At 71.3% G+C, this 15682-nt stretch carries 12 protein-coding genes; 3 read left to right on the plus strand and 9 right to left on the minus strand.

Annotated features, from left to right (window positions below; all coding sequences use genetic code 11):
• Positions 1 to 216 precede the first annotated feature (216 nt).
• Complete coding sequence (locus tag ACWCRJ_RS31775; protein ID WP_450942538.1) at positions 217 to 1845, minus strand: PucR family transcriptional regulator; 1629 nt, start codon at positions 1843 to 1845, stop codon at positions 217 to 219.
• 134 nt (positions 1846 to 1979) lie between these two features.
• Positions 1980 to 4109, minus strand: coding sequence for an ATP-binding protein (locus ACWCRJ_RS31780; protein WP_450942539.1), 2130 nt, complete (start codon positions 4107 to 4109; stop codon positions 1980 to 1982).
• A gap of 338 nt (positions 4110 to 4447) precedes the next feature.
• Here ACWCRJ_RS31780 and gabT point away from each other — a divergent pair, with 338 nt between their 5' ends.
• Positions 4448 to 5791, plus strand: a complete 1344-nt coding sequence (gene gabT, locus ACWCRJ_RS31785; RefSeq protein WP_450942540.1) for a 4-aminobutyrate--2-oxoglutarate transaminase — start codon at positions 4448 to 4450, stop codon at positions 5789 to 5791.
• A gap of 454 nt (positions 5792 to 6245) precedes the next feature.
• The gene (locus ACWCRJ_RS31790) at positions 6246 to 6932 is read left to right on the plus strand and encodes a phosphatase PAP2 family protein (protein WP_450942541.1); all 687 of its coding nucleotides are present in this window, start codon (positions 6246 to 6248) and stop codon (positions 6930 to 6932) included.
• A 107-nt stretch (positions 6933 to 7039) separates the two neighbouring features.
• Here the strand turns inward: ACWCRJ_RS31790 and ACWCRJ_RS31795 are convergent, their stop codons facing one another.
• The 7 genes from ACWCRJ_RS31795 to ACWCRJ_RS31825 form a co-directional block, all read right to left on the minus strand.
• Positions 7040 to 7504 (minus strand): hypothetical protein, encoded by a 465-nt coding sequence (locus ACWCRJ_RS31795; protein WP_450942542.1) that lies wholly within the window; start codon positions 7502 to 7504, stop codon positions 7040 to 7042.
• 201 nt (positions 7505 to 7705) lie between these two features.
• Positions 7706 to 9124 (minus strand): NAD(P)/FAD-dependent oxidoreductase, encoded by a 1419-nt coding sequence (locus tag ACWCRJ_RS31800; protein WP_450942543.1) that lies wholly within the window; start codon positions 9122 to 9124, stop codon positions 7706 to 7708.
• A 34-nt stretch (positions 9125 to 9158) separates the two neighbouring features.
• Positions 9159 to 9959 (minus strand): ABC transporter permease, encoded by an 801-nt coding sequence (locus ACWCRJ_RS31805; RefSeq protein WP_450942544.1) that lies wholly within the window; start codon positions 9957 to 9959, stop codon positions 9159 to 9161.
• Positions 9960 to 10889 (minus strand): ABC transporter permease, encoded by a 930-nt coding sequence (locus ACWCRJ_RS31810; protein WP_450942545.1) that lies wholly within the window; start codon positions 10887 to 10889, stop codon positions 9960 to 9962.
• Positions 10889 to 12055 carry an ABC transporter ATP-binding protein gene (locus ACWCRJ_RS31815; RefSeq protein ID WP_450942546.1) on the minus strand — a complete coding sequence of 389 codons (1167 nt, stop codon included), beginning with the start codon at positions 12053 to 12055 and terminating at the stop codon, positions 10889 to 10891. The genes ACWCRJ_RS31810 and ACWCRJ_RS31815 overlap by 1 nt, the downstream gene beginning before the upstream one ends.
• Positions 12052 to 13299 (minus strand): ABC transporter substrate-binding protein, encoded by a 1248-nt coding sequence (locus ACWCRJ_RS31820; protein WP_450942547.1) that lies wholly within the window; start codon positions 13297 to 13299, stop codon positions 12052 to 12054. Before ACWCRJ_RS31820 ends, ACWCRJ_RS31815 begins: the two co-directional genes overlap by 4 nt.
• Before the next feature lie 56 nt (positions 13300 to 13355).
• Positions 13356 to 14891, minus strand: coding sequence for a gamma-aminobutyraldehyde dehydrogenase (locus ACWCRJ_RS31825; protein ID WP_450942548.1), 1536 nt, complete (start codon positions 14889 to 14891; stop codon positions 13356 to 13358).
• 182 nt (positions 14892 to 15073) lie between these two features.
• Between ACWCRJ_RS31825 and ACWCRJ_RS31830 the strand changes: the two genes are divergently transcribed.
• Positions 15074 to 15670, plus strand: a complete 597-nt coding sequence (locus ACWCRJ_RS31830) for an NADAR family protein (protein WP_450942549.1) — start codon at positions 15074 to 15076, stop codon at positions 15668 to 15670.
• Positions 15671 to 15682 lie beyond the last annotated feature (12 nt).

Raw genomic sequence — 15682 nt, forward strand, 5'->3', positions numbered from 1 at the left:
GACGAGTGCAGGGCATTGACGTTTCCGGGAGACGGAGTCCATCATCCTCGCCAGGCAGTGTCAACGATGACATAAGTCAACGATGACACCCCGGAATGCTTTTCAGGGGCGCGGGGAACTGCGCGATCAGCCCCCACCGGGCCCGCGGCCGGGGGTCGAAGGGGCGCAGCCCCTGGGAAGGGACGGGTAGGGGCGGCGGGGGCGGAAACGTACGCCCTACTCCCCCGCGGCAGCGGTCGCCTTCAACGCCAGCCACAACTCCATCCGCGCATCGGGATCATCCAGCGACCGCCCCACGATCTCCTCCACCCGCCTCATCCGATAGCGCAACGTATGCCGGTGCACCCCCAGATCGGCGGCAGCCGCATCCCACTGCCCATGCCGCGACAACCACGCCCGCAGCGAAGCGACGAGATCCCCCCGCCCGGTCGCGTCGTGCTCACGAAGCGGCCGCAGCAGACTGTCCGCGAACGCCCGCACCGCATCGTCACCGAGCAACGGCAACACGGACCCCGCCGCCAGCTCCTCGTGCTCGACGAGACAGCGCCCCCGCCTCCGGGCCACGGACAGCGCCTGCTCGGCCTGCTTGTACGCGGCGGCGGCCGCGATCGGCCCGGCGGGCGCCGACAGCCCGACGACAAGTTCCTCCTCCTCGACGGAGACCGGCACGGGGACGGGGCCGAGGCCGCCCCCGGACACCGGTTCCCGCCCGGCCGCCCGCGCCGTCTCCAGCCCCGCCGCGAACACCCCGCACGCGGCCACCGCCGCACCCCCGTCCACGGCGAGCACCACCAGCCGCTCCCCGTCGGGCACGACGAGCACCGCCTCCCCGGCCCGCGCGGCGGCCGCCTCGACGACCTCGACGAGCTGTCCGAGCAGATCGCCCCCCGGGCCGGTGGCGACCGATGAAGAGGTGGACTCCGCCAGGATCAGCCGGAAGGGGGCGTCCAGCAGCCCCCCGTACAGATCGCCGGCGACGGCGCGCGCATGGTCGCACTCCCCGGCCAGCAGCATCCGCAGCACCGCCGCGCCGATCCGCTGCTCGGCGGCGTGCAGCGGACGCGACCGCTCCGTGGTGAGGGTCAGCAGGGCGATCGCGGAGTGGACGGCGTACCGCTCGGCCGTGCCGAGGGCCGCCGCCGTACCCACGGCGAGGGCGGCACGGGCCCCGCGCCCGCTGCCGAGGGAGTGCAGTTCGACGCGGTCCTCGCCGCCGACGACCGCGCTGGCCGGCGCGGGCCGGTCGCGCAGCCGTTCGACGTCGGCGGTGAGCCGGCCGGCCCGCCGCTCCGCCCAGTCGGGCGCCACCGCGACGACCGCGCCGGAGGCGTCGTACAGGGCGGCCCACCCGTCGATCTGCCCGGCGAGCGCGCCGAGCAGCCCTTCGGGGCCGTCGGTCAACGCCTGCCGGGTGAGTTCCCGCTGGGCGGCGAATCCCGCCGTGACCGCCCGGTACTGCTCGGCGGCGATGGCGGCCGACACGGCCTTGCTGATGGCGAGGAACGGCGTACGCCGGGGCACTTCCAGCAGGGGCAGCCCCTCCCCCTCGGCCGCCGCGACGAGCGCCTCGGGGATGTTCTCGTAGTGCACCCCGACGGCGAAGCCGAGCCCGACGACCCCGGCGCCCACCAGCCGCCGCACATAGCGCCGCATCGCCTCCGGATCCTCCGCGTCCAGCTGCAGCGCGGTGATGAGCAGCAGCTCCCCGCCCTCCATGTACGGCACGGGGTCGGCCAGCTCACTGGCGTGCGCCCAGCGCACCGGTACGTCCAGGCGGTCCTCGCCCGCCCGCACGGTCAGCTTGAGCGTGGAGTGGTGGACGAGCGAGGCGAGCGTGGGGGGCATGGGACCTTCACGTCGACGGGAACTTTTGGCCGCCGCGTATGAACGGCTGCCCCGATTCTGCCTCACCGTACGGTCACGAGCCCCCCGCACCGCACACCGATCGGCTGGAACCGAACGGCGCTCCGGCCCGCCGTTCAGCCCCGCAGGTCCACCAGCAGCGGCGGCGCGTGCTCGCCCCGCACGGTCGTCAGCGACAGCACCGCGTGGCCCGGCGGCACGCCGTGCGCCAGTTCGGAGGCGGACCAGCGCTCCCGTTCGACCTGCCGTACGGTCACGGCCCGCGCGGTCGGCGCGTGGCCGGTGATCGCCCGGCGCAGCGCGTGCCAGGCCTTGCCCGCCGGGGAGTCGGCGATGATCTGCCGGTCGGTGACGTCCCGCGCCTCGGTCCACTCCTTGCCCCAGACCTCGGCGAAGTCCTGCCCGTCCCACGGGGTGAGCCCGGACAGCGCCATCCGGCAGCCGGTGGCGCCGAGGAGCGGCCCGCGCAGCGGCCGGGGCACGTCGTCGAGGGTGCGGAGGGTGAGGACCGTGCCCGCGTTGGTCGAGCGCAGCCGCTGGATGCCGCGTACGGCCTCCGGCGTGACGACCCCGGTCGCGTCGTCGAGCACGAGACAGGCGAACAGCGACCGGTCCTCCCGGACGGCGACGCTCGCGGTGAACTGCGCGAGCACCAGCCGGGCCAGGATGCGCGAGGCGTCGGAGTGGCCGCGCTCGGGGAGGTCGATACGGACCCGTACCGGGTGGTCGAGGGCGCGCAGGGAGAAGGGCCGGGACTGGCCGGAGGTGTCGAAGAACGTGGCGAAGGCGGGCCGGTCGAGGAGGGCGACCCGGTCGGCGAGGACGGAGCCGACGTCCCCGGGGTGTCCGAGCTGGCGTTCCCGCGCGTCCAGTTCCCGCAGCAGGGACTCCTGTCCGGCGGCCTGGAGGGCCTTGCGCAGCTCGCCCAGCGGGCCGGGCGAGCCGTCGAGCAGCTGGCGCAGCTGCGGCACCGACGGGAACCGCCCGTGCACCGCCCGGTAGGGGCCGAGCAGCTGGGCGAGGACGGTGGTGGAGCGCCGGCTGTCGCCGCCGGGGTGCGGGTCGGCCAGGTCGCCGACGAGCGCCTCCGCGAGGACGGCCGCGGCCTCGTCGGGGTCCGTGGTCCCCCCGTAGAGGTCGAGGTCGTAGACGGACTCCGGGTTCCCGATGCGCACCACGACGTCGTACGCGTCGGCCGGACCGAGGCCCGCTCCCGCCGCCCCCACGACCACCACCGCGGCCCGCCCGGCGAGCGCGTGCAGACACAGCGACTCGGCGACGGGCCAGACCACGCTGCCGGTCTTGCCCGATCCGGCGGGTCCGACGGCCAGCAGGGACGTGCCGAGCAGGTCGGGGCCCAGGGCGAGGCCCGTGCCCCGGTAGGCGTAGGGGTTACGCGGGTCGTCGACGGTGCCGCCCAGGCGGACCTGACCGGTGACCAGGTCGTGCCGGGCGAGCCGGGCGGGCAGGTCCCGCTCCCCGGACGGGTGCAGACACGCCGCCGCGCCGTCCTTCAGCACCGCCCCGGTGAACGTCGCCAGACTGTGCCGCCCGCTCCGCACGCCCTGCCACGCCCGCATGATCCGCGCATGATCCACATCCCGCATGAGCCCGGCCGCCCCCTCCACGACCAGCCGCTCGGCAGCGTCGACGGCCCCGGCCTCCCGGAGCTGGTTCCACTGGGCGGGGTCGTCCTCGGGCGGCGGTACCACCTGTCGGGTCCGGGGCTGCCGGAAACGCGGTGCTCCGTACCGGCGCCAGACCTCGCCCCAGCGGCCGAGCCGTCCGACACCGACCAGAATCGCCAGGGCGACGACGGTGTACCAGACATAGCTGATGACCACGGCGGAGTACGAGTGGGCCGGCGCCCAGGAGTCCGGGATCATCGCGAAGAGCGGCACCAGCCACCAGCCGCCGAGGTAGCCGTTCCAGAGCAGGGACCAGATCAGCCAGCCGACGAGGAAGGCGATCAGGGCGCCGCCGAGCAGCTGCCGGGCGGGGACGGTCTCGGGCTCCTCCTCCGGGCGGGGCCGGTGCCCGAACCGCCACACGCCGGGGGCCGCGTCGGGTCGCGGTGTCCGCAGCCAGGACAGGAAGGCGTTGCCGTCCGGCCTGGGCGGCGCCCCGGGAACCCCCGCGGGCCGGGGTGGCAGCGGAGGTGCCGCGGGCATCTCCGGCGACCCCGCCGGACGCGGCACGGGATTCGCATGTGTCCCTCGCGCGTCCCGCGTTCCGTCGCTGTCCATCGCGCCTGCCCCCTGACCAGCCGTTCCGTCCACCATCAGCGAGTCAATCTAACGCTCCCGCAAGGGGAGTTCACCGCTTACGCGGCCGGGTGTCCCGCCGTGCTCACCGTATTACGCGGTCGGACGCCCACCCGTGCCCCTGTTGCTCTCTGTCCAACGCGGACAAGACGAATCCTCGACAACGCCCACATGGAGCATGCCCACCCCCCGCCCGTCGCCCTAGCCTGCGAGAAAAGAAGGCAGGCGTCCGAGAAAACACCGTCACCGGTCGACGCGCGCGCCGACCCGCCCCCCGTACGCCCCAAGTCGTACATACGCACGATCACCAGGGAGCTCCCATGACCGCCCTTCCGCCGCTTCCCCAGGAGCGCCGCGTAGTCACCGCCATCCCCGGACCGAAGTCCCAGGAGCTGCAGGCCCGTCGTGTCGCCGCGGTCGCGGCGGGGGTGGGGTCGGTGCTGCCGGTGTTCACCGCGCGCGCGGGCGGCGGCATCATCGAGGACGTCGACGGCAACCGGCTGATCGACTTCGGCTCGGGCATCGCCGTCACGAGCGTCGGCGCCAGCGCCGAGGCCGTGGTCCGCCGGGCCACCGCCCAGCTCCAGGACTTCACGCACACCTGTTTCATGGTCACTCCGTACGAGGGCTACGTCGCCGTCGCCGAGGCCCTCGCCGAGCTGACCCCGGGCGACCACGCCAAGAAGTCCGCTCTGTTCAACAGCGGTGCCGAGGCCGTCGAGAACGCCGTGAAGATCGCCCGGTCGTACACCAAGAGGCAGGCCGTGGTCGTGTTCGACCACGGCTACCACGGCCGCACCAACCTCACGATGGCCCTGACCGCGAAGAACATGCCGTACAAGCACGGCTTCGGCCCGTTCGCGCCCGAGGTCTACCGCGTCCCGGTGGCGTACGGCTACCGCTGGCCGACCGGCCCGGAGAACGCGGGCCCCGAGGCCGCCGCGCAGGCCATCGACCAGATCTCCAAGCAGGTCGGCGCGGAGAACGTGGCCGCGATCATCATCGAGCCGGTGCTCGGCGAGGGCGGCTTCATCGAGCCGGCCAAGGGCTTCCTGCCCGCGATCCGCGAGTTCGCCGCCGACAACGGCATCGTCTTCGTCGCCGACGAGATCCAGTCGGGCTTCTGCCGCACCGGCCAGTGGTTCGCCTGCGAGGACGAGGGCATCGTCCCGGACCTGATCACCACCGCCAAGGGCATCGCCGGCGGCCTCCCGCTCGCCGCCGTCACCGGCCGCGCGGAGATCATGGACGCGGCGCACGCGGGCGGCCTGGGCGGCACCTACGGCGGCAACCCCGTCGCCTGCGCGGGCGCCCTCGGCTCGATCGAGACGATGAGGGAGCTGGACCTCAACGCCCGGGCGAAGAGCATCGAGACGACGATGAAGGCCCGCCTCACCGCCATGGCCGAGAAGTTCGACATCATCGGCGACATCCGCGGCCGCGGCGCCATGATCGCCATCGAGCTGGTCAAGGACCGTACGACGAAGGAGCCGAACCCGGAGGCGACCGCCGCGCTGGCGAAGGCCTGCCACCAGGAGGGCCTGCTGGTCCTGACCTGTGGCACCTACGGCAACGTGCTGCGCTTCCTGCCGCCGCTCGTCATCGGCGAGGACCTCCTGAACGAGGGCCTCGACATCATCGAGCAGGCCTTCACCCGCGCCTGACGCACGCCGGACGGTGCCGGACGCCCCTTCCAGCGGGGCGCCCGGCACCTTCTCGCGTGGCGCCCGCGCCCTTCATACGGAACGCCCGCCCTCTTCTTGCGGGGCGCCCGCATACGGAATGTCCCACCCGCCTCCGACGTCCCACACTTCACGGGACCTGAACCGGAACCGGAATCCGATCCCGGATTCCGGTCCCTGTGGACAAGCGTCGGAGCGCGTGAAGAAGGTGTGCAAGGTGCATGGCGGGTCGCGATTCCGGCTGTCGTGGCCGCGTCCCCTGTCGTAGGTTCTTGAGCAGATGAGAGATACACCCCGCCCACAGAGGACTGTGGGCGACACCGGGTCGGGGCCTCCCCAGCTTCGCCCTGGTCGTGCCCTCGCGCACACACCCGGAGCTTCCGGCTCCGGATCTCCTCACCGATCGGACGGCCGCCCGCCCCAAACCCCCCGGGGCGTGCGGCACACCGATCCGGACGGCCGTCCTCGAACCACCCCCCCTGTTCGAGGACGGCCGACCATCCTCCCGGGCCGCCGCGCCGCCCTCCTCCTTCTCGGCGCCTCGGCCCTCCTCTTCGCACTGATCACCTGGCAGGTCCTCGCGCACGGCCCCCTGGCCCGCGCGGACGAACGCCTCAGCGACGTGCTCGTCCACCGCGGCGCCCCCACACAGTTCCTCGCCGACCTCGGCAACATCACGGTCGCCGTCCCGGTCCTCGCCCTCGTCCTGCTGTACGTCGCGTGGCGTGCGCGGGCCGCAGGCCGGGACCACTGGTGGCGGCCGTCCGCCGCGGCCGCGCTCCTGCTGGCGGCCGTACCGCTCTGGGTGATCCCGCTGAAGGAGCTCATCGCCCGGCCCGGTCCGCCGGTCATGGGTCCGGGCACCGGTTTCTACCCGTCCGGCCACACCGCGACCGCCTCCGTCGCGTACGGCGCCGCCGTCCTGCTCCTGCTGCCCCTGCTGCGCGGCGCCCCCGCGCGCCGTGCGGCCGTCGTGCTCGCGGTCGTGCTGAACACAGGGGTCGGCTTCGGTCTGGTGCGCCAGGGCTACCACTGGCCGCTCGACGTGGTGGCGAGCTGGTGCGTGTGCGTGCCGCTGCTCTCCTCGCTGTGGTCCGGGGTACGCCGGAGTTCTCCCGCGTGACGTCCGCGTCGGCCGCACGGGCGGCCGACAGGTGCGCGCGGCCGGGCAGGGCCACCGTCACCACATCGGGGTGGCCGGGGGACGGCCGCCGTCACCGCACGGGGTCCTCAGTTCCCCGGCCGGCGCTCCTCGTCCCTGGCGAGGCTCGCCGCCGCCTCGTGCATCGCCAGTTCGAGCAGTGCCGGATCGGTGAGGGTGCCGCTGCCGTCCGGCGGGATCAGCCAGCGGACTCCGCCGGTCTGCCGCCCCGGGTACGGCACCACGATCCAGGTGCCGCCGCCCGCGCTGCGCACCCCCGTGCCGAGCCACCGCGACGCCGTGCCCGGCGGGACGAAGAACCCCATGCGGTCGTCGCCGAAGTCGGCGAGCACGGGTCCGGGCCGGTCGATGATGCGGGTCAGGACATCGAGGGTGGGATAGCCGAGCAGGCCCGGCAGGATCAGCACGTCCCACGCCCTGCCGGCCGGAAGCAGGGCGACCCCCAGGGGGTTGCGCTCCCACTCCCAGCGGCAGGCCTCGGGATCCGGTGATACGGATGCCAGCCACTCGGCCGCCGTCTTGGCCCCAGTCATGACAGGGACCTTCCTCTCTCTAGAGCTCCGTCGGACGCGTTTTCGCGTCAGGAGCACAGACAGAGGTTCCGGCCGGGCATTACGCGGGTTCCGCCCACTTCTTGGTGGTGAATGGAGTAGCACGGCCCAGCAGGGCGTACGCCCGTTGATCACGCGCACGCCTGCACGCCCCGCTGAGCACGGGATTCCGGTCCGCCCGCCTCAGCTGTCGAAGCCCAGCCCCAGCCGGTCCATGGCCTTCAGCCACAGGTTGCGGCGCCCGGCGCGGGAGTCGGCGCGGGCCAGGGACCACTTGGTGAGGGCGATACCGGTCCAGGCGAAGGGCTCCGGCGGGAACGGCAGCGGCTTCCTGCGGACCATCTCCAGCTCGGTGCGCTCCGTGCGCTCGCCCGCGAGCAGGTCGAGCATGACGTCGGCGCCGAACCGGGTGGCGCCCACCCCCAGCCCCGTATACCCGGCCGCATAGGCGACTTTGCCCTGGTGGGCGGTGCCGAAGAACGCCGAGAAGCGGGAGCAGGTGTCGATCGCGCCGCCCCAGGCGTGGGTGAAGCGGAGACCCTCCAGCTGCGGGAAGCAGGTGAAGAAGTGCCCGGCGAGCTTGGCGTACGTCTCCGGCCGGTCGTCGTACTCGGCCCGCACCCGGCCGCCGTACTGGTACACCGCGTCGTAGCCGCCCCAGAGGATGCGGTTGTCGGCGCTGAGCCGGAAGTAGTGGAACTGGTTCGCCGAGTCCCCGAGCCCCTGCCGGTTCTTCCAGCCGATCGACGCCAGCTGCTCGGCGGTCAGCGGCTCCGTCATCAGGGCGTAGTCGTAGACCGGGACGGTGTACGCGCGGACGCGCCTGACCAGGCTGGGGAAGATGTTCGTGCCGAGCGCCACCTGCCGGGTACGGACCTGACCGTAGGGAGTGCGCACGGCCATGCCGGGGCCGTACGCCTTCAGGTTCAGCGCGGGGGTGTGCTCGTAGACGCGGACGCCGAGGTTCAGGCAGGCCCGCTTGAGGCCCCAGGCGAGTTTGGCGGGGTGCAGCATGGCGACGCCCCGGCGGTCGTACAGGCCCGCCCGGAAGGTCGGAGAGGCGACCTGCTCGCGGACCGCGTCGGCGTCCAGGAACTCGATGCCGTCGGCGAGGCCCTTGCCCGCGATCTCGTCGTACCAGTCCCGCAGTTCCCAGGCCTGGTAGGTCTCGGTGGCGACGTCGATCTCGCCGGTGCGTTCGAAGTCGCAGTCCAGGCCGTGCCGGGCGACCGCCGCCTCGATCTCGTCGAGGTTGCGGGCGCCCAGTTCCTCCAGCTTGTGGATCTCGTCGGGCCAGCGGGCGAGCCCGTTGGCCAGGCCGTGGGTGAGCGAGGCGGCACAGAAACCGCCGTTGCGGCCGGAGGCGGCCCAGCCCACCTCACGGCCCTCCAGCAGGACGACGTCCCGTCCCGGGTCGCGCTCCTTGGCGAGCAGCGCCGTCCACAGTCCGCTGTAACCACCGCCGACGACCAGCAGATCGCAGGTCTCCGCGCCGGTGAGCGCGGGCTCGGGGCGGGGTTGGCCCGGGTCTTCGAGCCAGTACGGGACCGGCTGGGCTTCGGAGAGCGACTTCGTCCAACGGCTCATGGCGCTCGGGGCCATGATTTCAACTCCCTACGGAAGGTGCGCGAAAGGCCTATGCCTTCTGCTTGCTACGGCGATTGCCGATGACCATGGAGACCAGCACCAGCAGGACGGCGACCAGGAACATGGCCGTACCGATGACATTGATCTGGACGGGTGTGCCGCGCTGCGCCGAACCCCAGACGAACATGGGGAAGGTGACGGTCGAGCCCGCGTTGAAATTGGTGATGATGAAATCGTCGAAGGAGAGTGCGAAGGCGAGCATCGCGCCCGCGGCGATTCCGGGGGCGGCGATCGGCAGGGTGACCCTGAGGAAGGTCTGGAAGGGCCCGGCGTAGAGGTCCTGGGCCGCCTGCTCCAGGCGCGGGTCCATCGACATCACGCGCGCCTTGACCGCCGTGACGACGAAGCTCAGGCAGAACATGATGTGCGCGATGAGGACGGTCCAGAAACCCAGCTGGGCGCCCATGTTGAGGAACAGGGTGAGCAGCGAGGCCGCCATGACGACCTCGGGCATCGCCATCGGCAGGAAGATCAGCGAGTTCACGGCACCGCGGGCCCGGAAGCGGTAGCGGACCAGCGCGAAGGCGATCATCGTGCCGAGGACGGTCGCGCCGAGCGTCGCCCAGAACGCGATCTGGAGGCTGAGGGAGAGCGAGCCGCACATGCCGGCGACCCCGCAGGGGTCCTGCCAGGCGTCCGTGGAGAACTGCTGCCACTGGTAGTTGAAGCGGCCCTTCGGCTTGTTGAAGGAGAACACCGTGACGACGACGTTCGGCAGCAGCAGATAACCGAGCGTGCACAGTCCCGCGATGACGACGAGATGGCGCTTGAGCCAGTTGACGAAGGCCATTTAAACCAGATCCTCCGTCCCGGACCGGCGGATGTAGAGCGTGACCATGAGGAGAATCGCGGCCATCAGGATGAAGGAGAGAGCCGCGGCCGTCGGGTAGTCCAGGATGCGCAGGAACTGCGTCTGGATCACGTTTCCGACCATACGTGTATCCGTGGATCCGAGCAGGTCCGCGTTGACGTAGTCGCCGGCCGCCGGGATGAAGGTCAGCAGCGTGCCGGAGACCACGCCCGGCATCGACAGCGGGAAGGTCACCTTGCGGAAGGTGGTGACCGGTCTGGCGTACAGGTCGCCCGCGGCCTCGTGCAGCCGTCCGTCGATGCGCTCCAGCGAGGTGTAGAGCGGAAGGATCATGAACGGCAGGAAGTTGTAGGTCAGACCGCACACCACCGCGAGCGGCGTGGCCAGCACGCGGTCGCCTGCCGTCCAGCCGAGCCAGTCGGTGACGTCCAGGACGTGCAGGGTGTTGAGGGCGCCGACCACCGGGCCGCCGTCCGCGAGGATCGTCTTCCAGGCGAGGGTGCGGATCAGGAAGCTGGTGAAGAACGGCGCGATCACCAGGATCATGATCAGGTTCCGCCAGCGTCCCGCGCGGAACGCGATGAGGTATGCGAGCGGGTAGCCGAGGACGAGGCACAGGATCGTGGCGGCGCCGGCGTACAGGATCGAGCGCAGGAACTGCGGCCAGTACTCGGACAGCGCGTCCCAGTAGGTGGCGAAGTGCCAGGTGACCTTGTAGCCCTCCTCCAGGGAGCCCGTCTGCACGGACGTGGAGGCCTGGTAGATCATCGGCAGCGCGAAGAAGACGACCAGCCAGAGGATGCCGGGCAGCAGCAGCCAGTACGGCGTGAGCCGGCCCCTTCTGCGTGGCGGCTTCTTCTCGGGCGCGGTCGGGGTCAGAGGCGGCGGCGCCTCGGTGAGCGTCGCCATCAGAGCGTCGCCTCTTCCTGGATGCCGGCGTCGATGTCCTGGGCGGCGTCCAGGCCGAAGGTGTGGGCCGGGTTCCAGTGCAGGACGACCTCGGCGCCGGGCACCAGCCGTTCGTCCCGGTCGATGTTCTGGGCGTAGACCTCGAACTCGGGACAGACGGGGCTGTCGATGACGTACTGCGTGGAGACGCCGATGAAGGAGGAGTCGGCGATCTTGCCGGTGATCCGGTTGCGGCCCACGGGGATCTCGCCCGCCTCGTCGGCGTGGGTGAGGGAGATCTTCTCGGGGCGGACGCCGACCAGCACCCTGCCGCCGGTCGCGGTCGGCCCGGAGTACCGCGCCTCGGGCAGCACCAGCTTGCCGCCGCCCGCCTTCAGCACGATCTCGCCGCCGCTGCGGGAGTCGACCTCGGCCTCGATGAGGTTGGAGGTGCCGAGGAAGTTGGCGACGAAGGTGGTCTGCGGGTTCTCGTACAGGTCGGTCGGCGAGCCGAGCTGCTCGACCCTGCCGCCGTTCATCACGGCGACCGTGTCGGCCATGGTCATGGCCTCCTCCTGGTCGTGCGTGACGTGCACGAAGGTGATACCGACCTCGGTCTGGATGCGCTTGAGCTCCAGCTGCATCTGGCGGCGCAGCTTGAGGTCGAGGGCACCGAGCGGCTCGTCCAGGAGCAGCACCTTGGGCGTGTTGATCAGCGCCCGGGCGACGGCGACGCGCTGCTGCTGGCCGCCGGAGAGCTGGTGCGGCTTCTTGCGCGCCTGCTCCCCCAGCTGCACGAGCTCCAGCATGTCCTCGACCTGCTTCTTCACGCTCCTGATGCCGCGCCGGCGCAGCCCGAAGGCGACGTTCTCGAAGATGTCCAGGTGCGGGAAGAGGGCGTACGACTGGAAGACGGTGTTCACCGGCCGCTTGTAGGGCGGCAGCCGGGTGACCTCCTGGTCACCGAGGTGCACGGTGCCCGTGGTGGGCTCCTCGAGGCCGGCGATCATGCGCAGGGTGGTCGTCTTGCCGCAGCCGGAGGCGCCGAGCAGGGCGAAGAAGGAGCCCTGGGGAACGGTCAGGTCCAGCGGGTGTACGGCGGTGAAGCCGTTGTCGTAGGTCTTGCCGATGCCGGAGAGGCGGACGTCCCCGCTGTGGTCGGTGGTCTTGTTCGTCACGGTGATCACGCCCCCGTCAGCTTCGCGAACTTCTGTTCGAATATCGTCTCTTCCTTCGAGCTCAGCGAGCGGAAGGCGTGCGACTTCGCGGCCATGGCCTTGTCGGGGATGATCAGCGGGTTGTTCGCCGCATCCGGGTCGATCTTCTCCAGCTCGGGCTTCACCCCGTCGACGGGCGACACGTAGTTGATGTACGCGGCGAGCTCGGCGGCCGGCCGGGGCTGGTAGTAGAAGTCGATCAACCTCTCGGCGTTCGTCTTGTGACGGGCCTTGTTGGGGATCAGCATGTTGTCGGTCGACGTCATGTATCCGCTCTCGGGGATGATGAAGTCGATGTCCGGGCTGTCCGCCTTCAGCTGGACCACGTCACCGGCCCAGGCGACACAGGCCGCGAAGTCGCCGCTGGTCAGGTCGGAGGTGTAGTCGTTGCCGGTGAAGCGGCGGATCTGCCCCTTGTCGACGGCCTTCTGAAGCCGCGCGATCGCCGCGTCGTAGTCGTCGGCGGTGAAGTTCGCCGGGTCCTTGCCCATGTCGAGCAGGGTCATGCCGATGCTGTCGCGCATCTCCGACAGGAAGCCGACCCGGCCCTTGAGCTTGTCGTTGTCGAGCAGGTCGGAGATCGACTTCACCTCCTGGCCGTCGAGGGCCTTCTTGTTGTAGGCGATGACGGTCGAGATGCCCTGCCAGACATAGGAGTAGGCCCGCCCCGGGTCCCAGTCCGGGTCGCGGAACTGAGCGGACAGGTTGGCGTAGGCGTGCGGCAGGTTGGAGGCGTCCAGTTTCTGGACCCATCCGAGGCGGATCAGCCGGGCGGCGAGCCAGTCGGTGAGGACGATGATGTCGCGCCCGGTGTCCTGCCCCGCGGCCAGCTGCGGCTTGATCTTCCCGAAGAACTCGACGTTGTCGTTGATGTCCTCGGTGTACTTGACCGAGATACCGGTCCGCTTCTTGAACTGGTCGAGCGTGGGGTGGTGCTTCTCGCTCTCGTCCACGTCGATGTACTCGGTCCAGTTGGAGAAGTTGACGGTCTTCTCCTCGGCCGAGTGGTCCTCCGCGGAGACGCCGCCCCGGGTGGTGCCGGCCGCGGGGATGCCGCAGGCGCTCAGCGTCCCGAGGCCGCCGACCGCGAGCGCGCCGCCCGCGGAGGCCCGCAACAGGGACCGCCGTGTCATGGCGGCCCGGCCGTTGCGGAAGCTGCGCCGCACGGCGGCCACTTGGGCCGGCGACAGGCGGTCGGGCTCGTACTGCTCCATGCGCTGATGCCCTTTCGGGAAGGTGGGCGGCCGCGGGTCGGACGGCCTGAGAGTGGCTAGCGGTCCCCGAAGATCGTGCGGTGCCAGTCCTTCCTGGCAATCGCCGTATTGTCGAACATGACGTGCTTGATCTGGGTGTACTCCTCGAACGAGTACGCGGACATGTCCTTGCCCCAGCCGGATGCCTTGTAGCCGCCGTGCGGCATCTCGCTGATGATCGGGATGTGGTCGTTGACCCACACGCATCCGGCCTGGATCTCCCGTGTGGCGCGGCCTGCCCGGTACACGTCCCGGCTCCAGGCGGAGGCGGCGAGCCCGTACGGGGTGTCGTTCGCGAGCCGGATGCCCTCGTCGTCGCTGTCGAAGGGCAGGACCACGAGTACGGGTCCGAAGATCTCCGACTGGACGATCTCGCTGTCCTGGGCCGCGTCCGCCACGAGCGTGGGCCGGTAGTACGCGCCGTCCTTCAGCTCTCCCCGGGGCGCCTCGCCTCCGGTGACCACGCGCGCGTACGCGCGTGCCCGCTCGACGAACCCGGCGACACGGTCGCGCTGGACGTGCGAGATGAGCGGTCCGAGGTCGGTGCCCGGGGCGAAGGGGTCGCCGAGCCGGACGGTCTCCATGAGGGCGGCCGTCCGCGCGACGAACTCCTCGTACAGGGGCCGCTGCACGTACGCCCGCGTGGCGGCCGTGCAGTCCTGGCCGGTGTTGATGAGGGCGCCCGCGACCGCGCCGTTGGCGGCGGCCTCCAGGTCGGCGTCGTCGAAGACCACGAACGGGGCCTTGCCGCCCAGCTCCAGATGGAGGCGCTTGAGGGTCGCGGTGGCGATCTCGGCCACGCGCTTGCCGACGGCCGTGGACCCGGTGAAGGAGGTCATGACCACGGCGGGATGGCCGACGAGGTGCTCACCGGCCTCCTTGCCGGTCCCGGTGACGATGTTGATCACGCCGTCGGGAATGCCGGCGTCCGTGGCCGCCTGCGCGAACAGCAGCGAGGTGAGCGGGGTCGACTCGGCGGGCTTGAGCACGATCGTGTTGCCCGCCGCGACCGCCGGGAGGATCTTCCAGGCCGCCATCTGGAGGGGGTAGTTCCAGGGTGCGATGGAACCCACCACCCCGAGGGGCTCACGGCGTACGTAGGAGGTGTGGTCGCCCGAGTACTCGCCGGCCGACTGGCCCTGGAGGTGCCGGGCGGCGCCCGCGAAGAACGCGATGTTGTCGATCGTGCCGGGCACGTCGAACTCACGCGTCAGTTTGAGCGGCTTCCCGCACTGCAGGGACTCGGCCCGCGCGAACTCCTCCGCCCGGTCGGCCAGCACCGCGGCGAAGCGGTGCAGCGCGTCCGACCGCTCGCCGGGTGTCGTGGCGGCCCAGCCCGGGAAGGCCGCGCGGGCCGCGGCCACGGCCGCGTCCACGTCGTCCGGTCCGGCCAGCTCGTAGGCGAGGACCTCGTCACCGGTCGCGGGGTCGACGACCGCGTGGGTGCGGCCCGAAGTGCCCTTCGTCAGGCGGCCGGCGACGTACTGCGCGCCGACCGCGAAGCGGTCCTGTGCGGGGAATCGGTCCGGGGTCGCGGTGCCCGGGTTCTGCATGTCGCTCTCCTCCGCCTGTGCCCCCTCTGTCCCCGGGGGCGGGTGGCGTAGCTCCAGCTCGATTTGAGTGCCGATCCTGACAGAGCCATGCGGCACCAACAAGTGATTCCGTTGTTGCCTTTTGGTTACGCGACGGAATCTGTCGACCAGGTGTCGAGTCAGGACCGAAAATCAAGGACGGAATGTCAGTGGCGGCTGCCAGACTCGTCGACATGGAGAAGATCGATTCCTGGGACGCGCTGACGGAAGCGGTCCGCGCGGGGGCGAGGATCAGGTACCTGCACTTCTGGGGGCACCGGCCACGGCCCGACGGCCGGATCGGCGCGAGCTGTCTGAGTCAGTGGTGGCCCTCGCCGTTCACGGTGGACGGCGTGGAGTACGCCACGGCCGAGCACTGGATGATGGCGTCGAAGGCCCGGCTGTTCGGGGACACGGAGGCGGAGCGCAGAGCCGTCGCCGCGGCGGGCCCCGCGCAGGCCAAGAAGATCGGGCGGCTCGTCCGCGGCTTCGACGACGCCCTGTGGGAGCGGGAGCGCTTCGCGATCGTCGCCGAGGGCAGCTTCCACAAGTTCGCCGCCCACCCCGACCTGCGGGCCTTCCTGCTGGGCACGCACCACCGCGTCCTCGTCGAAGCGAGCCCCCTCGACCGCGTCTGGGGCATCGGCCTCGCGGCGGACGACGAACGCGCCATGGACCCCGCCCGGTGGCGGGGCCCCAACCTGCTGGGCTTCGCGCTGATGGCGGCCCGTGAGCGGTTGCTGAGCGGGGTCGACGCCTGAGCGCTCCGCCCG

The organism is Streptomyces sp. NPDC002324 (genome assembly GCF_053593335.1).